Annotated in this window: 16 protein-coding genes; 11 read left to right on the top strand and 5 right to left on the bottom strand. The window is 63.1% G+C overall.

Annotation, left to right across the window (positions count from 1 at the left end; genetic code table 11):
• Positions 1-9: 9 nt before the first annotated feature.
• Together NKI72_RS03365 and NKI72_RS03360 are read right to left on the bottom strand one after the other, a co-directional pair.
• Entirely contained in the window at positions 10-1,455 is a 1,446-nt protein-coding gene (locus NKI72_RS03365; protein ID WP_352455241.1) for an ABC transporter substrate-binding protein, read from the bottom strand.
• A gap of 44 nt (positions 1,456-1,499) precedes the next feature.
• Complete coding sequence (locus NKI72_RS03360; RefSeq protein ID WP_023676028.1) at positions 1,500-2,474, bottom strand: sugar-binding transcriptional regulator; 975 nt, start codon at positions 2,472-2,474, stop codon at positions 1,500-1,502.
• Between the two features lie 226 nt (positions 2,475-2,700).
• On the opposite strand from NKI72_RS03360, the gene NKI72_RS03355 reads away from it, so the two are divergent.
• The 7 genes from NKI72_RS03355 to NKI72_RS03325 all read left to right on the top strand — a co-directional run bounded on the left by NKI72_RS03355 (position 2,701) and on the right by NKI72_RS03325 (position 11,182).
• Positions 2,701-3,744: a substrate-binding domain-containing protein gene (locus NKI72_RS03355; RefSeq protein WP_352542235.1), complete on the top strand. Its 1,044-nt coding sequence runs from the start codon at positions 2,701-2,703 to the stop codon at positions 3,742-3,744.
• Between the two features lie 36 nt (positions 3,745-3,780).
• On the top strand, positions 3,781-5,049 hold the full coding sequence (locus NKI72_RS03350; RefSeq protein ID WP_352612236.1) for an ABC transporter substrate-binding protein: 1,269 nt from the start codon (positions 3,781-3,783) through the stop codon (positions 5,047-5,049).
• 75 nt (positions 5,050-5,124) lie between these two features.
• The gene (locus tag NKI72_RS03345; protein WP_352472253.1) at positions 5,125-5,970 is read left to right on the top strand and encodes a carbohydrate ABC transporter permease; all 846 of its coding nucleotides are present in this window, start codon (positions 5,125-5,127) and stop codon (positions 5,968-5,970) included.
• On the top strand, positions 5,967-6,809 hold the full coding sequence (locus NKI72_RS03340; protein WP_352502993.1) for a carbohydrate ABC transporter permease: 843 nt from the start codon (positions 5,967-5,969) through the stop codon (positions 6,807-6,809). The genes NKI72_RS03345 and NKI72_RS03340 overlap by 4 nt, the downstream gene beginning before the upstream one ends.
• A gap of 21 nt (positions 6,810-6,830) precedes the next feature.
• On the top strand, positions 6,831-7,871 hold the full coding sequence (locus tag NKI72_RS03335; protein ID WP_352455248.1) for an ABC transporter ATP-binding protein: 1,041 nt from the start codon (positions 6,831-6,833) through the stop codon (positions 7,869-7,871).
• A 32-nt stretch (positions 7,872-7,903) separates the two neighbouring features.
• Positions 7,904-9,184 carry an amylo-alpha-1,6-glucosidase gene (locus NKI72_RS03330; protein WP_352502992.1) on the top strand — a complete coding sequence of 427 codons (1,281 nt, stop codon included), beginning with the start codon at positions 7,904-7,906 and terminating at the stop codon, positions 9,182-9,184.
• Positions 9,185-9,790: 606 nt separating this feature from the next.
• A complete protein-coding gene (locus NKI72_RS03325) occupies positions 9,791-11,182 on the top strand; it encodes an FAD-binding oxidoreductase (protein WP_352502991.1) in 1,392 nt (463 codons plus the stop codon).
• Between the two features lie 35 nt (positions 11,183-11,217).
• Here NKI72_RS03325 and NKI72_RS03320 read toward each other — a convergent pair whose 3' ends face one another.
• From NKI72_RS03320 to NKI72_RS03310, 3 genes are all read right to left on the bottom strand, one after another.
• The gene (locus tag NKI72_RS03320; protein ID WP_352502990.1) at positions 11,218-12,147 is read right to left on the bottom strand and encodes a pseudouridine-5'-phosphate glycosidase; all 930 of its coding nucleotides are present in this window, start codon (positions 12,145-12,147) and stop codon (positions 11,218-11,220) included.
• A 12-nt stretch (positions 12,148-12,159) separates the two neighbouring features.
• Entirely contained in the window at positions 12,160-13,269 is a 1,110-nt protein-coding gene (locus NKI72_RS03315) for a carbohydrate kinase (protein ID WP_352502989.1), read from the bottom strand.
• Between the two features lie 212 nt (positions 13,270-13,481).
• Entirely contained in the window at positions 13,482-14,330 is an 849-nt protein-coding gene (locus tag NKI72_RS03310; RefSeq protein ID WP_352472245.1) for a MurR/RpiR family transcriptional regulator, read from the bottom strand.
• A gap of 187 nt (positions 14,331-14,517) precedes the next feature.
• Between NKI72_RS03310 and murA the strand changes: the two genes are divergently transcribed.
• The 4 genes from murA to NKI72_RS03290 all read left to right on the top strand — a co-directional run bounded on the left by murA (position 14,518) and on the right by NKI72_RS03290 (position 19,390).
• Positions 14,518-15,774: a UDP-N-acetylglucosamine 1-carboxyvinyltransferase gene (gene murA, locus NKI72_RS03305; RefSeq protein ID WP_352502988.1), complete on the top strand. Its 1,257-nt coding sequence runs from the start codon at positions 14,518-14,520 to the stop codon at positions 15,772-15,774.
• Positions 15,771-16,661 (top strand): glucosamine kinase nucleotide-binding domain-containing protein, encoded by an 891-nt coding sequence (locus tag NKI72_RS03300; RefSeq protein WP_352472242.1) that lies wholly within the window; start codon positions 15,771-15,773, stop codon positions 16,659-16,661. Before murA ends, NKI72_RS03300 begins: the two co-directional genes overlap by 4 nt.
• 184 nt (positions 16,662-16,845) lie before the next feature.
• Positions 16,846-17,769 carry an N-acetylmuramic acid 6-phosphate etherase gene (murQ, locus tag NKI72_RS03295; RefSeq protein WP_352819165.1) on the top strand — a complete coding sequence of 308 codons (924 nt, stop codon included), beginning with the start codon at positions 16,846-16,848 and terminating at the stop codon, positions 17,767-17,769.
• 100 nt (positions 17,770-17,869) lie between these two features.
• Entirely contained in the window at positions 17,870-19,390 is a 1,521-nt protein-coding gene (locus NKI72_RS03290; RefSeq protein WP_352849900.1) for an ABC transporter substrate-binding protein, read from the top strand.

Here is a 19,390-nt window from a genome sequence, read left to right as displayed (position 1 = left end):
GGCCGCGGCTTAGCCAAGCCCGGCTTCCTTGAGCTGGCTGTTGATGCTCTCGGCCAGCTTGTCGAGGCCCTCGTCGACCGGCACTTCCTTGGCCACCATCTTCTGCAGCGTCGCCGCCCATTCGGTGGTGAGATCAAAGAACAGCGGCTGCGGGGTGAACTTGATGCTGGCGCCCGGCGCCGAGACGTCGAACATCTCGACATAACCCGGATAGCTCTTGTTCAGCTTCTCGCGGAACATCTCGTCGTTCCAGACCGACTGACGAACCGGATTGACGAAGTCCATCTTGGTCGCACCGAACAATGCATGCTCGGGTCCGGATGCCCATTGCATGAAGTACCAGGTGGCGTCCTTGTCCTTGGAGAAGTTGGACATCGACAGCGACCAGATCCAGATATTGGGCGTCGGCGCCTTGGCGGCAGGATTGGCCTTGAATGCCGAAAAGGCGAGCTTGCCGGCCATCTTGTTGTCGCCGCCATTCATGAAGTAGCCAAGGATGTCGGCGTCGTAAATCATCGCCGAAGCACCTGCACCGAGATCGGTGCCGACCTGGTACCAAGTGTAGGTCGACCAGTCCTTCGGGCCGCTCTCCTGGATCATCTGGACCCACTGCTTGTGGAAAGCCTTGGATTCGGCGGTGCTCATCGCGGCCGACAGCTTGCCGTCAGCCGAGACGTTCAGGTCCTTCTGGTCGAAATTGGCGTAAGCCGACAGGAATCCCGGGTGGATCGTCGCCCAAGAGCGCGAGCCGCGCACGCCGATGCCGTAGACGCCACCGCCGACGTCCTTGGTGAGCTTCGCCGCCGTAGCGACCATCTCATCCATATTGCCGGGAACGCTGACGCCGACCTTGTCGAACATGCCCTTGTTGTAGGTGATGTTGTTCTGCTCGAAGCCCCACGGAATGCACCATTGCTTGGCGTCCGCCGAACCGAGGGCGCCGCCCGGCTGGCCGTTCCAGGCGCAGGAGTTCTTGACGCCGGGCAGGAAGTCGTCCCAGGCATATTTCGGGTTGGTCTTGGCCGGATCCTTGATCCATTCGTTGAGGTCGGTGATCCAGCCGGCCGGACCGTAGGTCCAGGTCATGTAGGCGCCGGTCATGAAGGCATCGTATTCGGGCGAGCTGGCCGACAGCGCGGCGGTAACCTTGTCGAAATAGACGTCTTCGGGGAACACGTCATAGACGACTTCCATGCCGGTCAGCTTCTTGAAATTGTCGAGGTTGGCGATCATCGCATCGGCGTAAGGATGCTTGTTGAGCAACAGCTTGATGGTTTTGCCCTTATGCGCCTGCCAGTCGAAATCAGCCGCCAGGGCGCGGGTCTGCCCGAAATTGAGCAGTGTGCCGGCGGTGCTGGCGGCAAGGCCCATTGCACCGAGGCCCTTGATCAGCCCACGGCGGTCGACTTGTCCACGCAGGAATGCGTCGATGAGGTCTTTCTCTTTCTCATGCATTTCTCTTCTCCTCCACAGGGTAGTTTCAACGAAATGGTTGCCGGCTACCCGACCGGCGTCTGTTCCACGAGCGATCGCGCCGTCCGCTCGTCGGTTATCAAGCCTTTGAGATAACGGCCCTCCAGCACTGACTTGATGGCGCGAACCTTCACCTTGCCGCCGGCGACGGCGACAATCCTGCGGTTGCTGATGTCTTCGCGCGCCAGTGCCAGCGCCCGGTCGGAAAGCGTCGTCGCAACGGCCTTTCCGGCATCGTCGAAGAAATGGCCGAGCAGTTCGCCGACACCGCCGTTGCGGCGGATCTCCTCCATCTCGCCCTTCTCGATCATACCGGTGGCGACAAGCGAGGCCTCACGTTCGGCGGTGCCGATGCCGGCGATGAGCAAGTCGGCGGACTTGGCGAGGTCGAAGACATCGCTGACGCCTTTCTGCCCGAGCAATACTGTTCGATCCTCGACCGTGTTGGCGAACATCGGTACGGGCATCACATAGGCCTCCGCACCGGTGCGTTCGGCGACGCGGTGGATGACGTCATGGGGGTTGGCCGAGAACTTGCGCGTCAGGCCGCCAAGCAGCGAGACGAAACGGATCCTGCCGGCCGATATGCGCGGCAGATATTCCACGCAGGCGGCAAGCGTGCGGCCGTGGCCGACGCCGATCAGCGCCTCTTCGCCGCGTTCGATCTCGCGCTTGAGAAACTGCGCGCCGGCAATGCCGAGCGCCTTGAGCGGCAGGTCTTCGGCATCGAAGTCCGGAACCACCTCGCAGTAGTCGAGGCCGTACCGGCCGGACAACTCATCCTCAAGCTCCACGCATTCTGAGACTTCGCCGTCGATGTAGACTTTGACCAGGCCTTCCTGATTGGCCTTGGTGATCAGGCGATGCGCCTTGAGACTGGTCAGGCCGAGCCGCTTGGCGACCTCCGACTGGGTCAGGCCGCCGGCATAGTGAAGCCAGGCGGCACGGGCTGCCATGCCTGTCTCATCATCGCGCAGCAGGCCGTTGCCAAAACCAACCATTTCCGCCCTTTGATATTTTTATCAGTTGCTGCAAAATTTTTCACAAGGCGTCGCCCGAGTCAAGCAACCGCTGCGTTTAAATCTCCGGCCAGGAGCTTGCCGGCCGGGGCCGAATTGGGCCGCGCTAACCAACGGGCAAGAAACAACACCGACCATGCGCGTTTAAAACGTTTGCAATTTGGATTGGACGCATTACAAACGTTTCAAACTTCGTTCGGGAGAAACGATGCCGGCCCGCGTTACCACCCTCAAGGAACTTGCTGCGCAGCTCGGCCTGTCGATTACCACCGTTTCGCGCGCCCTTGCCGGCCACGTGCAGATCGCCTTGAAAACGCGCCAACGTGTCGCCGAGGCTGCGCATCAGGCCGGCTATGTGCCGAACACCGCAGCCCGCACGCTGGTCTCCGGCCGCAGCGGCTTTGTCGGCATGGTGCTTCCGATCCGCGGCCCCAATCTGGTTGACTCCTTCCTCGGTGAATTCGTCACAGGGCTCGGCGAAGGGCTGGTTTCGCACGGCTCCGACCTGATCCTGGCCGCAGCAGCGCAAGGCCAGTCGGAACTTTCCGTGCTTCGCCATGTCGTCGAATCGGGCCGCGCCGACGGGGTCGTCGTCACCCGCATCGCCGAGATCGACGAGCGGCTTGCCTATCTGCGCCAGCGCAATTTCCCGTTCGTCGCGCATGGCCGGCTGCTCGACGGCGACTTTGCCTACCATTGGCTCGATACCGATGGCGCGCACGCATTCGGCGAGGCCTTCGACATGCTCTACGATCTCGGACACCGCCATTTCGGCCTGGTGACGATTTCCGAGCCGATGACATTTCGCCATCTCAGGCAGGACGGGCTCGCCGCCGCGATCGCCCGCCGGGGCGATCCGTCTGTCAGCCTCGATGTGGCGACGGCGCCGCGTTTCGATCGCGGTGCCCGCATCCAGGCAATCAACCGGCTTCTGCACGCCACCGAGCGGCCGACGGCGATTGTCGCACTGTTCGACGAGCTGGCGCTGACTGTGATGGAAGAGGCGGGGCGCGCCGGACTTGCCATTCCTCGCGACCTTTCGGTGATCGGCTTCGACAACATAGCCGCCTCCGCCTATGCGCCGCCGGGGCTGACCACTTTCGACGCCTCGATCCGCCAGTGCGCGCGCGAGATCGGCGAGATGCTGCTGACCGTCATCGGCGACAGGCCGGACGCGCCACTGACGCGGCTGGTCCGGCCGACACTTGTCTCGCGGGCAAGTCATGGCCCGGCACCCGCAGGACGGAACTGACGCCTTAGCGGCGCACAACCAGGGAGGAAGACGACGATGAATGCGTTGAGGACATTGGCAGGTGCGGTGCTGGCGTTGTCGCTTGCTGCCGGCGCAGCACAAGCCCAGCAGGTGTTGTTCTGGTCGACACAGGCGCGACCAGTGGAAGAGACACAGAAGATGCGCAGCGAAGTGCTGAAGGGGTTTGACGGCCAGGTCGACTATCAGGTCGCCGAGGACGGGCCCTGGCTCACCCGCCTTCAGGCCGAACTGCAGGCCGGCGCCGGCACCATAGGCGTGCTCGGCGGCCTGCACGGAGACTTCTCCACCGTCGGCGCGAACCTTGTCGATCTCTCTGGCGTCGATCTCGGTGGTGTCAAGGTCAACGAGACCTACAAGAAGCTCGGCATGCTCGGCACCGGCGAGCAGAAGTACCTGCCATGGATGCAGGCCACCTTTCTGATGGCGGCCAACAAACAGGCGCTGCAATATCTGCCGGCCGGCACCGATCTCAACACCATCACTTATGACCAACTGATCGAGTGGGCGAAAAACATCGCTGAAAAGACTGGTTCGCCCAAATTCGGTTTTCCGGCCGGCCCGAAAGGGCTGAAGCACCGTTTCTTCGAGGGTTTTCTCCTTCCATCGTATACCGGCTCGATGGTGACGAAGTTCCGCTCGGCGGAGGCCGAGACGGCGTGGAACAAGTTCAAGGAATTGTGGCAATACACCAACCCGAATTCGACCAACTATGCCTTCATGCAGGAGCCGCTGCTGACCGGCGAAGTCTGGGTGGCATTCGATCACGTGGCGCGCCTCGCCGACGCCTTCAACCAGAAACCCGATGACTTCGTCGCCTTCCCGGCGCCGGCTGGCCCGTCAGGCCGCGGCTACATGCCGGTGGTGGCCGGCGTCGCTATCCCGAAGACCTCGCCTGACATGGACAAGGCCAAGGCGCTGGTCGCCTATATGCTGAAACCGGAAACCCAGATCGCGACGCTGAAGGCGACAAACTTCTTCCCGATCGTCGACGTCAAGCTGCCCGACGACATGCCGGCCTCGGTGAAGGCCTTCAGCCCAGTGATCGCCACCATGACCGGAGCTCCCGATGCGTTGCCGGCGCTGCTGCCGATGGGACTTGGCGGCCTCGGCGGCAAGTTCAATCAGATCTACACCGACAGCTTCGAGCGCATCGTGCTCGGCGGCGAGGATGTGCACGGCGTGCTCGACGAACAGGCGACGGCGCTGAAAGCGATCATCGAACAGGCGAAGGCGCCGTGCTGGGCGCCCGACAAGCCCTCGCAAGGCGCCTGCCCGGTCGATTAAGAATCCTCCCGGGCGTCCGGATTTCCAGCGCGCCGGGCGCCCACCCCTTTTGAAGCTTCGAATAGAGAGCGCTCCATGCACAGCAAGGCCCTGCCCTATCTGCTGCTGACACCGGCGACGCTGTTCCTCTGCGTCTTCTTCCTCTACCCGTTCGTGTTGGTCGCCTTCGAGGCGTTCACCCGCGACGGCGGCTTTACGCTCGACAATTTCCGCACCATGGCGGGCAGCTGGAAGTTTCCGGTCACTGTCCGCAATACGCTACTGCTGAGCGTCGTCGTCGTGCCGATTCAGTTGGTCATGGCACTGCTGATGGCAACCGCGGTGTCGCGGCTCGAAACGGGACGCAGCGCCGCGCTTTATATCTTCGCCATTCCGCTCGGCATCTCCGATCTCGCTGCCGGGCTGATCTGGCTCGCCATCTTCGACCAGTCCGGCTTCCTGAACACCTTGCTCTCCAATCTCGGCGTCATCGACAGCCCGGTCATGTTCCTCGGCTACCAGAGCAAGCTGACGATCTTCATCGCCGTGGCGCTGGCCGAGATCTGGCGCGCGACCGCCATCATGATGGTCATTCTGGTCGCCGGCATGGGGCTGATCCCCCGGGAATACTACGAGGCGGCGGAGGTTTTTGGCGCTAGCCCGTGGAAGCGCTTCATCAAGATCACGCTGCCTCTGCTGCGCCCAAGCCTGCAGACGGCGATCATCCTGCGCGTCATCCTTGCCTTTGAGGTCTTTGCCGTGGTTGCAGCACTCGGCGGCACCAATCTGCCGGTGCTGATGGGCGAGACCTACAATTGGCAGTTCACGCTGCAGGACCACAATGTCGCCGCCGCCATGGCGCTGTTCATCCTCGCCATCTCGATCGGTTTCACACTGTTCTTCCTGCGTGTGCTGCGTGTGCCGAAGGAGGCGCGGATATGAGCACCGTCGCGGAGCTGTCGATCGCCGCGCCTGCGGCCCGCAAAGCCGGCAACTGGCTGCTGGTCGCAACGGTCATCCTGCTTTGCGTCTGGGTGCTGCTGCCGATCTATCTGCTGATCGTCAACGCGCTGTCGTCGCCGGAAGAGGTGACCGCCTTCCCCAAGCGCTTCTTCCCGTCATTCGATTTCGGCAGCCTTTCTTTCTTCATCAATTTCGCCGGCGTCGCCAAGGCGCTGTGGAACTCCGTTCTCGTCGCCACGCTGACGATGCTCCTCTCGATCGGCTTCGGCGCACCCGCGGGCTACGCACTGTCGCGCTTCGATTTCCCAGGCAAGGAAACGTTCCGTTTCCTCGTGCTGATGACCCGCGCCTTCCCGCTGCCGCTGCTGGCTCTGCCCCTGGCGGTGATGTTCATCCGCACCGGCCTCGACGACACCGCGATCGGGCTGGCGCTGGTCCACACCACGCTGGCGCTGCCGTTTGCGGTGCTGATCACCTTCTCGCTGTTCTCCGGCATTCCCGTCGAGCTGGAGGAGGCGGCCTGGACGCTCGGCTGCACGAGATTGCAGGCATTCCGAAAAGTCATTCTGCCGCTGGCGCTGCCGGGCATCGCGGCGTCCGCGGTGTTTGCCTTCACCATCTCCTGGAACGAGGTGTTTGCCGCCGCCGTGCTCACCATCGAGAACCGGACGCTGACCGCCTTCCTGCTGCAGAGCCTTGGCGAATCGCCGCTCTACCTCAAATTCACCGGCGGTGCTGCCTTGGTTATCCCGGCACTGATCTTCATTTTTGCCGTCCGCAAATATTTGTTCGCCATGTGGGGGATCGCCAATCGATGACGCGCACAAAAGAGAACGCCGATGGCTGAGATCGTCATCAAGCAGGTGGCAAAACGTTTCGGCGGCTTCACCGCGCTGCATTCGATTGACCTGACCATCGCCGACCAGGAATTCATGGTGCTGCTCGGCGCCTCAGGTTGCGGCAAGACCACGCTGCTGAGGATCGTCGCCGGCCTGGAAACGCCAAGCCAGGGCGAAGTCTGGATCGGGGGGCGCCGCGTAGACCATCTGCCGCCGCGCGAACGCGGCATCGCTATGGTGTTCCAGAATTACGCCGTGTTTCCGCACCTGACGGTATTCGAGAATATCGCCTTCGGCCTGCGCATGAAGAAGCTGCCGCAGCAGGAGGTCGACGGGCGCGTCAACCGCACCGCCGAGCTCATGCATATCGAACAGCTTTTGAAGCGCTATTCGGGCCAGCTTTCCGGCGGTCAGCGCCAACGCGTGGCTGTGGCCCGGGCCCTGGCGATGGAGCCTGACGTGATCTTGATGGACGAGCCGCTGTCCAACCTAGACGCGCTGCTGCGGCTCGAAATGCGCGCCGAGCTCAAAGGTGTGCTCGCGGCGTCCAAGACCACCACCATCTACGTTACCCACGACCAGGTCGAGGCGATGAGCCTTGCCGACCGCATCGCCGTCATGCATCAGGGCCGTATCGTCCAGGCCGCCTCGCCGGTAGAGGTCTACCGCAATCCGGCGGCCCGCTTCGTCGGCTCCTTCATCGGCAACCCGCCGATGAATTTCATCCCGGCGACGAAGACGGCCGACGGCAGTTGGACCGTCGCCGGGCTGACGCTGCCCGGCCCCAAATCGGACAAGCAGACGATAGAATTCGCCATTCGCCCCGAGGATGTGGACGCCGGCAACGAAGGTATTAACGCCACCGTGCGCGTTGTCGAGCCGCTCGGACCGCACACGCTGGTCACCTGCGACGTCGAGGGCGGCCTGTTCCGCGCCATCCTCGAATCGAATGCCACGGTCGCCGTCGGCGATCACTTGCGGCTTTCGCCCAAACCCGATCGCATCCGCTGGTTCGATCCCGAAACCACCAACGCCCTTTGATCCCCTTCGATTCTGAAAGTACGAACGCCCCGATGATATCTCTTGCTGTCGACGAAACCATCGCCCGCGCCGTCGAGGTGCTCAGGGAAAATGACCAAGGCACCTACACCATACCGACCAAGGGCCTCTACCCGTTTCAGTGGAACTGGGATTCCTGCCTGACCGCGCTCGGCCTTGCCCACTATGACGAGGCGCGCGCCTGGACCGAGATCGACACGCTGTTCGCCCACCAATGGCCAGACGGCATGGTGCCGCACATCGTCTTCCATGTCTGGAGCGACGGCTATTTCCCCGGGCCGGAGGTCTGGCGAACCAATCGCCCGACTGCCACCTCCGGCATCACCCAGCCGGCGGTCGCCGGCTTTGCCGTGCGCCGCTTGTTCGACCAGGCCAAGGACAACACCCTGGCGGCCGAGCGCGCCCGCGCGCTGTTGCCGAAAATCGACGCCTGGCACCGCTGGTTCTACGAAAATCGCGACCCGGACGGCGAAGGGCTGGTCGCCATAATCCACCCATGGGAGTCCGGCCGCGACAACTCGATCGACTGGGACGAGGCGTTCGAGCGCGTGCCGACCGAAGGCGTCGAGCCCTACACCCGCCGCGACATCCTGCACGCCGATCCGGCGCATCGTCCAACCAAGGCACAGTATGACCGCTATGTCTGGCTGTTGCAGCATTTCCGCGGGCTTGGCTGGGATAATGCCCGGCTGCACGATGCCTCGCCATTCCAGGTCGTCGATCCCGGCTTCAACGCCATCCTGATCCGTTCCGCCGCCGACCTTGCCGATCTCGCCGAGGCACTTGGCGAAACCGAAATCGCAGAAGCCAATCGCGCCCGTGCCGAAAAGGGGCTTTCGGCAATGGAACGGCTGTGGAGCGACGCGCATGGCCAGTACATTTGTTTCGACCGAGTGGCCGGAAAGCATGTTGACAGCGCGTCGGTCGGCGGCATTCTGTCGGTATTTTCGGCCATCCCGGAAAGCCGGGCAGCGACCATCGCTGCAACGATCGAGCGCATCGCCGGCAAAACGCGTTACATCGTCCCGTCGCACGATCCTGAGGATGGGCGCTTCGACCCAAAGCGCTACTGGCGCGGCCCGGTCTGGCTGGTGGTCAACTACATGATCGCCGACGGCCTTGCCGCCGCCGGCCACAGCCAAATCGCACAACGCATCACGCAATCCAGTCTCGAGCTGATCGCCGAGAGCGGTTTTGCCGAATATTACGATCCCCTCAGCGGCGAGCCGCTCGGCGGCAATCGCTTCACCTGGACCGCGGCAATGGTGATCGAGTTCCTGAAGGGCAGAGCCTGAACGCTTCCGCCTAGGCCGCCGGCTACCAAAGCCCGTTCTGTCTGCCGAATAACAGTCGACCCCATTTGCGTCTGAGGCATGTCCTGGCCCATCAAAACAGGGCCAAGGCATGCCAATCTTCACCATGCCAGAGCTATAATAATTCTTCACAAACCGCTATCTATACTGCGTCGGGGCGGGGAGAAGCGCGGCTCGCGGCACTTGGCATTCCGGTCTTCGCCTGCACCCCGGATCTGTTTCCGGACATGATGGCGGCGGCACTGCGGCGGGAGGATATCGGCGCCTGGGCGGCGGGAGCCGACATCAAGCTCATTTGCGCCGAGGCTGAGGCGCCTGGGACGCGTGAGTGAGCGTTTTGCCTCGGTCCAGAATACTGGGCCGCCCGCAGGTAAGCGCTTGCGGTCAAAGGTTTGACAAATAGCCGGCCGCGCCTATGGTCGACCTGTTACAGGAGCGACGCATGGCGAAGACAACCGGCTGTATTCTTGGCGGGTTTTCCGCACATTTGCTGAACAGTAGAAATCAGCCACGGCCGCTTTCACAGCCCTCGCCCTTCCCTCTCCCGGCCGCGTCGATGCGCCCGGGCCGTTCATGTCCTTGAGCCACATGTCGCAGAAAATTACCGAGCTTCTGTCGCGGCTGGAAAAGCGGCTGGACAGGTCAGCGATTGTCTCGGCTGAGGAGGCCGGACCACGCTACCGGGAAGACCCCGACGGCAAGGACGGCGCGCCGCCGGCGATCGTCTTGCGTCCACGCACGACCGGCGAGGTGTCGGACATTCTGCGCCTGTGCAACGAGGTCGGGCAAAGGCTCGTCGTCCAGGGTGGCCGCACCGGTCTTGCGGGCGCGGCGCGCATCCAGCGCGGCGAAGCGGTGCTGTCGCTGGAGCGCATGACTTCCGTTGAGGCTATCGACCGCGAGGCGGCGACCATCATCGCCGAGGCCGGCGCGCCGCTGCAAGCGGTGCAGGAAGCCGCCGATGCGGCCGGCTTGCTGTTCGGCGTCGACATCGGAGCGCGCGGCACGGCCACCGTCGGCGGCAATGTCGCCACCAATGCCGGCGGCATCCGTGTGCTGCGCTACGGCATGTACCGGGCGCAGGTGCTTGGGCTGGAAGCGGTGCTTGCCGACGGCAGTATCCTGACCTCGCTCAAGGGTTTGGCGAAGGACAACTCCGGCTACGACCTCAGCCAATTGTTCATCGGCAGCGAAGGCACGCTCGGCGTGGTCACGCGCGCATGCCTGCGGCTGCATCCGAAGCCGGCCACCGAGATCAATGCCTTCTGCGCGCTTGCTTCGCTGGACGCGGCGATCACGTTGCTTGCGCTGCTCAGGCGGAAGCTCGGGCCCTTGCTATCGGCCTATGAGGTGAATTTCGCACCGCTCTATGGCGCCATGATCGCCGGCATGGAGGCGCCGGCGCCGCTGCCGGTCGGCTCGCCCGTCTATGTGCTTGCCGAGATACAGGGCAGCGAGCCCGACCGCGACCGCGAACGTTTTGCCGCGGTGCTGATGCAGGCGGTTGAAGATGGCGTGATCGACGACGTGGTCGTCTCGCAATCGCCGCGCGAATTCCGGGCGCTCTGGGCGGTGCGCGAGGAGGCCAACCGTTTCCTGTTTTCGATGGCAGGCCTGATCGGCGTCGATATCAGCATCCCACTGGCGAGAATGGCGACTTTCCTGGGCGAAACAGAAGCCGTCATCAGGGCCGTCGACCCTGGCGCCGACATCTACGTCTTCGGCCATCTCGGCGATGGCAATCTGCATTATCAGGTTCGCACCGGGGATCCGGCGGCCGCATACGACATCGTCTACCGGCGCGTGGCCGCGGCTGGCGGCGGCGTCTCGGCCGAGCATGGCATCGGCCTGGACAAGAAGGAATGGCTGCACCTTGTGCGCAGCGACGCCGAGATCGCGGCCATGCGGCGCCTGAAAGCAGCCTTCGACCCGAACAACATCCTCAATGCCGGGCGCATCTTCGACCTCGCGCCGGGCTGAAATCGAAGGTGCGTAGCGCTGGCCGGGCGCTGTCTCTATCTGGTCGCGCCCTTCAATTCCGCATGCGCAACCGCGATGCGGGCAGCAAGCGCGGCGTTGTTGCGGACCAGCGCGATGTTGGCCTTCAGGCTGCGGCCTTGCGAAAGCTCATTGATGCGTGCGAGCAGAAACGGCGTCAGTTCCTTGCGCCCGATGCCGCGCTTCTCGGCCTCAGCCACGGCCGCTGCGATCGTGCCGTCGATGAACGCCGGATCGAGCGCGTCCGCTTCGGGAATAGGGTTGGCGACGAGAATGCCGGTGCCGGATTCCATCTCGTCATGCAGCAGCATGGCTCGCGCGATCTCATCGGGCGTGTCGAGGCGATGATCGGCCTTGAGCCCGCTGGAGCGGGTGTAGAAAGCCGGAAAATCATCGCTCCCATAGGCGATCACCGGCACGCGCTGAGTTTCCAGATATTCCAGCGTCTTCGCAATATCGAGGATCGACTTAACTCCGGCGCAGACGACGGTCGTGCCGGTTTGGCCGAGTTCGGTCAGGTCGGCGGAGATATCGAAAGTGGCTTCGGCGCCGCGATGCACGCCGCCCACGCCCCCGGTCGCAAAAATGCCGATCCCGGCTAAAGCGGCGATCCGCATTGTCGCCGAGACGGTGGTTCCGGCCGAGCCGCCGCGCACCATGATGGCGGCGAGATCGCGCCCGGAAGCCTTGACCACGCCCTTTGCCGCTGCCAGCTCTTCCAGCTCACGGTCGTCGAGGCCAACCTTGATCTTGCCGGCGACCACTGCGATCGTGGCGGGCACGGCGCCGTTTTCACGCACCACGGTCTCGACACCACGGGCAGTTTCCAGATTGGCCGGATAGGGCATGCCGTGGGTGATGATCGTCGATTCCAATGCCACCACCGCGCGGCCTTCATCAAGCGCAGCAGCGACTTCATCGTTCAGGTGGACAAGGAAAGGTTTCATATCATCTCGCTTTCAGGCAGGAATGCGGTACATGCCGGCGGCAAGGAAGCGCGGCGACAGATCGGGATGGACGCTGGCTTCGCTCTCGGTGGTCAGTGTGGCAAGCAGCGCGCCGGTGCGCACGGCATGAGCGACCGGCTCACCCGAAAGCACCTTGTACAGTGTGCCGGCGATCATCGCGTCACCGGCGCCGGTGATATCGACGGGCTGCGCCGGGACGGAGTGCATGGTCGTCACACCGCTCTCAGTCGCAACGGCAAATCCATGCGCGCCCACGGTCACGATCACCTCGCCGGCGCCGGCCGCGCGCAGCGCTGCCGCTGCTTCCTCCGGCGTCAGCCGCCTGTCGGCATCCGTCATGCCGAGCATCGTATTGGCCTCGTCATGATTGGTGAACAGAAGATCGATGCCGGTCAGGTCCTTCGGCAGGCGCGCTGATTTCGGCGCCGATACCGTGTCGACGGCGAGCTTGAAGCGCGCACCCTGCTTGCGCGACATCAGTGCCGCGAGGGTCGCGGCCGGCAGATTGCAGTCGATGAACACCCATGTCGCCGAAGCCAGATGCGGCCAGAAGCGGTCGAGATAGGACGACGAAAACAGATCGAAGATCTCCATGTCGGCAATGCCGAGCACGAGGTCGTTGTTGCGGTCGAGGATGGCCGCGTATTCCGCCGTCGGCCGTTCCGTGGTGGTGATGATCTGGCTGACATCGGCGCCGAGGTCGCGCAGATGCCGGACCAGTGAGCGGCCGGTTTCATCGTCGCCGACGATCGAGACGAAGCTTATGTCGACGCCGAGGCGGGCAAGGTTTTCGGCGACGTTGCGGGCAACCCCGCCGAAGCTGCGATAGCCGTCGACCGGGTTCGACGTCTCGAAAATCAGATCCTTCTTGGCGTGGTATTTGCGGTCGAGCACCGCGCCGCCGACGCAGACCATGCGCTTGGACGTCGGCAAGACGTAACCACGGCCGAGAATGTATCCCTTGTTGACGAGTTGCACGATGTGGGCCGCAACCGTCGAGCGGGCGATGCCGAGCACCGTTGCTATGTCCTGCTGGCCGGCGAATGGGTTCGCGGCAATGAGGTCGAGAACCGCTTGTTCCTGTGCTCCAAGGTCGTCCATTGTCTCACCCGGCCGTCGAATTCGAGGCTGAATGTTGATATAACAACAGATGCTGTTGTCAACAGTTGTTTGGACCTGGGCATTTCCGGTCGGGTGCCCACATTTTGGTCAGGCCACTTGTGTCGACCTATCGGACGCGCTCGCGCTGAAGGCCCTACGGCGCGGGCATTTCTCCGAGAACAGGGAGCCTTAACGCGAGACTGCGAACACCACTAAGCCTTCAGCACCGAGACGGCCAATTCGCTGTTGTGGACGTATTCGTTGGCGTCAGGCTGCTTCTGCACGAGCAGGATGAACAGCAGGTCGGTCAGCGTCAGTTGTGCATCACGCGCAGTTATCGATGACGAGCGCGCGCGCTCTTCATCGGCGATCGTGTGGAGGCGAATGTCGGCAACCCGGCTCAGCGGATTGTCGCGAAGTCCGGTGACGGCGATCACGGTGGTGCCACGTTTGCGGGCAAGTTCAGCTATCCGCAGGGTTTCGATGCTCGCCCCGGAATAGGAGAGCGCGAACAGCACGTCACCTCTTCCAAGCGTCGAGACATTGGCCATCTGCACATGGCTGTCGCTGTCGTGCAGCACGTTGCGGCCGAGTTTCATCAGCTTGTAGGAAAAATCGCGCGCCACCAGCGAGGATGCGCCGACGCCGGCCAAATGAATGCGGCGCGCACCATTCAATGCTTCGAGGGCCTTGCCGATTTCCTGCTCGGTGTTGGCCGCGACGGTCTGCTGCATCGACAAAAGCTTGCTGCCGATCAGCTTGCGCAGGATGACCAGATAGCTGTCGCCGACCTCGATCGAACCGTGGATCATGCCGGCCGGCACGTGCCATTCCTGCGACTTGGCCTCGCTGACGGCGAGCTTAAGCTCCTGATAGCTGGAATAGCCGAGCTTCTGGCTGAACTTGACGACGCTCGACTGGCTGCGGCCGATCTCGGCGGCAAGCGCCGCCGTCGACAGGCGGAGCATCTGGTCGGGATTATCGACGATATACTGACCGATCTCGCGGTCGCCGGGCGCCATGACTTCGAGCTTGGCCTCGATCTTCTTCAGGACGGACATGCGTTCCCCCATTGCCTGTCATAGACAACGCCAAGCCAAGGAATAAATTATTCCGCCTCTGATTGACAGCCAAGAATGAACCATCAAATCTCGACTGGTGCGGTTGCGGCCCAGCCTTCGGGCATGTCGACGATTCGGACATGAAAAGATCGTAGACTCGCCGACAGCTCGGGATTAGGTCAGAGCCATGGACAAATTGCGGATCGTCGGCGGGCACAGGCTTGAGGGCGCGGTGACGATCTCCGGCGCCAAGAACGCGGCCTTGCCGCAAATAGCGGCGGCGTTGCTCAGCCCCTATCCGCTGCAGCTGACCAACCTGCCTGAGGTGACGGATATCGACAACATGCTTGGCGTCGTCGGCCTTCATGGGGCCGAAGTCACCAGATCGGCGCATGCCGCCACAATCGATACCAGTGCTGCCGCTTCCAGGGAGACAAGCTACGATACCGTCAGGCGCATGCGCGCGACGGTGCTGGTTCTCGGTCCACTGCTTGCCCGCTTCGGCCATGCCCGGGTCTCGCTGCCTGGCGGCTGCGCGATCGGCGCACGGCCGGTCGACATGCATGTCGCCGCACTTGCCGCACTTGGCGCCGATATCGCGATCGAAAACGGACTGATCGTCGCGTCTGCGCCGGGCGGACTGAAAGGCGCGCGCATCGTTTTGAGCTCGCCGTCGGTCGGCGCGACCGAAACGGCGATGATGGCGGCGACGACGGCAAACGGCGAGACCGAGATCCTCAACGCGGCCCGCGAGCCGGAGGTGGCCGATCTTGCCGCCTGCCTGAACGACATGGGCGCGCGGATCGAGGGCGCCGGCACGCACCGCATCCTGATCGGGGGCAGCACAGACTGGCGCGCCGCCACGCACGACATCATTCCGGACCGGATAGAGGCTGGCACCTATGCCGTCGCAGCGGCCGTCACCGGCGGTCAGCTCGAGCTGACCCACGCGCGGCTCGAGCACATGGCATCCGTCGTCCAGCTGCTCGAAGCAGCCGGTGTGAAAATATGGCCGGGCGACCGCGGGCTGATCGTATCGAGAGACGGGCCGCTCAAGGCGGTCGACGTGACGACGGAGCCCTATCCGGGCTTTCCGACCGATCTCCAGGCGCAGTTCATGGCGTTGATGTGCTGTGCCGAGGGCGCTTCGCTGTTGCGCGAGACGATCTTCGAGAACCGCTTCATGCATGTGCCTGAACTAATGCGGCTCGGCGCCAATATCAAGCTGCAAGGCACCATGGCGCTGGTGCGCGGAGGCGAGAAGCTGAAGGGCGCGCAAGTGATGGCGACCGACCTGCGCGCCTCCGTCTCGCTGGTGCTAGCAGCGCTGGTGTCGGAGGGCGAGACGACGATCAATCGCGTCTATCATCTCGACCGCGGGTACGAGCAGTTGGACCGCAAGCTCCGGCTGTGCGGCGCCCAGATCGAACGAATAAGGCAATGAGTGCCGGTCGGGCGTCTCCGCATTATTTCCTGGGCGTCGATGGCGGCGGAACCGGCTGCCGGGCGCGTATCGAAGACGAGGCAGGAACCGTGCTCGGGCAAGGCCTGTCGGGCCCGGCGACAACGCGACTCGGTATAGAGGTGGCCTGGGCCTCGATTGCCAAAGCCTTTGGCGCGGCGATCGAAGAGGGAGGGTTCACGGCGGCGGAAATCGCCAGGATCCGCGCGGGTATCGGTGTTGCCGGCATCGGCCGTAAGGGTGCGCTCGAGGCGTTTCATGGCATCGAACAACCCTTTGCGAGCATCGACTTCGTCAGCGACGGCGTCGCGGCTTGCCTTGGCGCGCATTCGGGTCAAGACGGCGCCATCGTCATAGCCGGGACCGGTTCGATCGGGCTCGGCTTTGTCGAAGGGCGCGACCTGCGCGTCGGCGGCTACGGTTTTCCGATTTCCGACGAGGGCAGCGGCGCCGATCTCGGACTGAAGGCAGTGCAGCTTGCCTTGCGAGCCCATGACGGTCGGCATGAGCGGACGGCGCTGCTGGCCGAGGTGATGCAGCGCTTCAAGGACGATCCGTTCGAGGCGGTGGCCTGGATGGACCGCGCCAGTGCGACGGACTATGCCGCCCTGGCGCCGATGGTGATCCGCCATGCCGATCAGGGCGATCCGGCCGGTCGGCGGATCGTGCAAGGCGCTGCCGAGCAGATCGACACCTTCGTGCGGGTGCTGTTCGAAAAAGGCGCGCCGCGGGTTACGCTGCTCGGAGGGTTGTCCAGCCCGCTTGAGCCATGGCTCGCTCCCGACGTCCGCCGACGGCTGAAGCCGGCCGACGGCGACGCGGTTTCGGGAGCCATAATCCTGGCCAGAAAATCCCTCTGCCGCCAGTGATGCCTTGCTCGCAAGGAATATAATATTCCTACTTTCCGTTGACACAGGGAATATCGAATTCTAAGAAGTTAATGAAACAGAACCGGCGCAGCCGGTACGGAGCCGACGGCCAGGTGCAGGCACTGGACGCCGCTTGCTGCGGGCATCACAGTCCTGCTCGCAGTCGCACTTGAAAGTAAGCGAAGTGGTCGAACAAGGGTTGATGTCGGAGCTGGAGCGGCTGGTTTCCGAGGACCGGAACCCGAAAACCATGGATATCGATCTGTTGCCGACCCTCGAGGTGCTGCGCAAGATCAATGACGAGGACAAAGGCGTTGCGGCAGCCGTCGAGAAGGTCATCCCCGACATTGCTGCGGCTGTGGACCGGATCGTGAGCGCGTTCCAGAACGGTGCACGCCTTGTCTATATGGGGGCTGGCACCAGCGGCCGGCTCGGCGTCCTCGACGCCTCGGAATGTCCGCCGACCTTTGGCGTACCCGAGGACATGGTGGTGGGCCTGATCGCCGGCGGCGTCGACGCGCTGGTGCACTCTGCGGAAGGCGCCGAGGACGATCCGAAACAGGGAATAAAGGCGCTGCAGGACATCAAGCTGACCGCCGACGACGTGGTGGTCGGCATCGCTGTCAGCGGACGCACACCTTATGTCATCGGCGGCCTGACCTATGCCAAGGAAGTGGGAGCCACCACCGTGGCGTTGTCCTGCAATCCTCGATCGACCATTGCCGGCATTGCCGATATTGGCATCTCTCCGGTGGTTGGCCCGGAGGTCCTCACCGGCTCGACCCGGCTGAAATCGGGAACCGCGCAAAAGCTGGTGCTCAATATGCTGTCCACCGCCAGCATGATCCGCATCGGCAAGAGCTATCAGAACCTGATGGTTGACCTCAATCCAAGCAACAAGAAGCTTGTAGCAAGGGCGGTCAGGATCGTGATGCAGACGACCGGCTGCGCGGCACAGCAGGCACGACAGGCACTCGACCAGACCGGCAATGATGTAAAACTGGCAATCCTGGTGACGATCACCGGCATGGGTGTCGAAGAAGCACGTAAGGCGCTTGCCAACGCGGGAGGTTTCCTGCGCAAGGCGATAGGCGAAAAGACGGTGTAAGACCGCATGGATACTGGGCCGATGTTCCGGGGCGTGTGTCCCTTTGAAGCGGTCCGGGGAACTGCAAGGCATCTGGTTTAACAATAATGGGAGAACGACAATGGTACGGCACATTGGCAAGAAACTGCTTTCCGGCATGACGCTCGCGGCAATGGTTGGCATCGCCGCGCTACCGGTGCAGGCGAGTGCGGCGACGCTGCATATGGCGTGGTCGCAGGACGCCACCGGTCTTGATCCGCACAAGCAGACGGCATTCTCCTCACTGCGGCTGCTGGAGCTGATCTACGAACCGCTGGTGCGGCTCGACGCAAACCTGCAAATCACGCCCGCGATTGCCGATTCATGGCAGTTCTCGCCGGACGGCAAGGAGCTGAGCTTCAAGCTCAATCCGAAAGCAAAATTCCAGAACGGCGCCGCCGTGACCTCGGCCGACGTCAAGGCATCGTTCGAGCGCATACTCGACGAGAAGACGGGTGCTGCGGCGCGCGCCAACTTTCTCTCGATCGCCAGCATCGACACGCCCGATCCAGCCACCGTCGTGTTCCACCTCTCGCAGCCGGACGTGCCGATCCTGACGGCGATGAGCGACGTCAATGCGGCGATCGTCCCGGCAAGCGAAATCGCGGCCGGCTCGATCGGCACGACAACGATCGGCTCGGGTCCGTTCAAGCTCGAAAAATGGGATCCGAATTCCAAGGAAGTGCTTGTCGCCAACAAGGACTGGGCAGGCGGCGCGACCGGCGTCGACGGCATCGATATCAGCGTGCTGCCGGACGAGACGGCAATCCTGGCGGCGATGCGCACCAAGCAGATCGATTTTGCCCTGCTCAACGATCCGCTTGTCGCCACGCTGGTGCCCAAGGAAGCCAGCCTGCAGTTGAACCGCGTGCCGGTGCTTGCCTATCACGTGCTGCAGCTCAATCCCTCCCGCAAGCCGATGACCGAACTCAAGGTGCGTCAGGCGATTTCCTGCGCCATCGACCGGCAGGAAGTGCTGGACACCGCCTCGCTCGGCGAAGGCAAGGTCACCGGCCCGCTGACCATCCCGGCACTGGCGACCGATCCGAAGCAGTTGTTCTGCTATAAGCGCGACATTGGGAAGGCCAAGCAGTTGATGGTCCAAGCCGGCTATGCCGACGGCTTTTCGGCGACCGTGATCGGCGCCACCGGCGAGCCGCCGACGGCAGCGGCGGAAGCCCAGGTGATCCAGTCGCAACTCGCAGAAATCGGCGTCAAGCTCGACATCAAGATGATGGAGCTCAACGTCTATGTCGACGCCTGGCTGAAGGGCGATTTCGACATGGCCGTCGCGCTGAACGGCGGCAGGGCCGATCCCTACACTATGTACAACCGCTACTGGACCAAGACGGGCAATCTGCAGAAGGTGGCGAACTATATCGACGACACGCTGGACAGTCTTATGCAGAAGGGCCGCACCGAGACCGACCCGGCAGCGCGCAAAGCGATCTTCGCCGACTTCGAGAAGCACATCACTGAGATGTCGCCCTGGATCTGGCTCTACACGTCCTACAGCTACACGGCACAGCAGAAGAATATCGCAGGATTCGAACCGGTGCCGACAGGTTCGCTGTTCAGCCTCGCCAAGGTGACGATCCAGTAG

This window comes from Mesorhizobium sp. M0437 (assembly GCF_040321335.1).
Lineage (GTDB): Bacteria > Pseudomonadota > Alphaproteobacteria > Rhizobiales > Rhizobiaceae > Mesorhizobium.
Note: the sequence above shows the minus strand (reverse complement) of the source record. Positions and strands in the feature narration are given on the sequence as shown.

Excerpts from the sequence above, each read along its gene's own strand:
- NKI72_RS03340 (WP_352502993.1), top strand. The coding sequence starts at position 5,967 with ATGAGCACCGTCGCGGAGCTGTCGATCGCCGCGCCTGCGGCCCGCAAA.
- NKI72_RS03325 (WP_352502991.1), top strand. The coding sequence starts at position 9,791 with ATGTCGCAGAAAATTACCGAGCTTCTGTCGCGGCTGGAAAAGCGGCTG.
- NKI72_RS03345 (WP_352472253.1), top strand. The coding sequence starts at position 5,125 with ATGCACAGCAAGGCCCTGCCCTATCTGCTGCTGACACCGGCGACGCTG.
- murA (WP_352502988.1), top strand. The coding sequence starts at position 14,518 with ATGGACAAATTGCGGATCGTCGGCGGGCACAGGCTTGAGGGCGCGGTG.
- NKI72_RS03355 (WP_352542235.1), top strand. The coding sequence starts at position 2,701 with ATGCCGGCCCGCGTTACCACCCTCAAGGAACTTGCTGCGCAGCTCGGC.
- NKI72_RS03360 (WP_023676028.1), bottom strand. The coding sequence starts at position 2,474 with ATGGTTGGTTTTGGCAACGGCCTGCTGCGCGATGATGAGACAGGCATG.
- NKI72_RS03330 (WP_352502992.1), top strand. The coding sequence starts at position 7,904 with ATGATATCTCTTGCTGTCGACGAAACCATCGCCCGCGCCGTCGAGGTG.
- NKI72_RS03315 (WP_352502989.1), bottom strand. The coding sequence starts at position 13,269 with ATGGACGACCTTGGAGCACAGGAACAAGCGGTTCTCGACCTCATTGCC.
- NKI72_RS03350 (WP_352612236.1), top strand. The coding sequence starts at position 3,781 with ATGAATGCGTTGAGGACATTGGCAGGTGCGGTGCTGGCGTTGTCGCTT.
- NKI72_RS03320 (WP_352502990.1), bottom strand. The coding sequence starts at position 12,147 with ATGAAACCTTTCCTTGTCCACCTGAACGATGAAGTCGCTGCTGCGCTT.
- NKI72_RS03310 (WP_352472245.1), bottom strand. The coding sequence starts at position 14,330 with ATGTCCGTCCTGAAGAAGATCGAGGCCAAGCTCGAAGTCATGGCGCCC.
- NKI72_RS03300 (WP_352472242.1), top strand. The coding sequence starts at position 15,771 with ATGAGTGCCGGTCGGGCGTCTCCGCATTATTTCCTGGGCGTCGATGGC.
- NKI72_RS03365 (WP_352455241.1), bottom strand. The coding sequence starts at position 1,455 with ATGCATGAGAAAGAGAAAGACCTCATCGACGCATTCCTGCGTGGACAA.
- NKI72_RS03290 (WP_352849900.1), top strand. The coding sequence starts at position 17,870 with ATGGTACGGCACATTGGCAAGAAACTGCTTTCCGGCATGACGCTCGCG.
- NKI72_RS03335 (WP_352455248.1), top strand. The coding sequence starts at position 6,831 with ATGGCTGAGATCGTCATCAAGCAGGTGGCAAAACGTTTCGGCGGCTTC.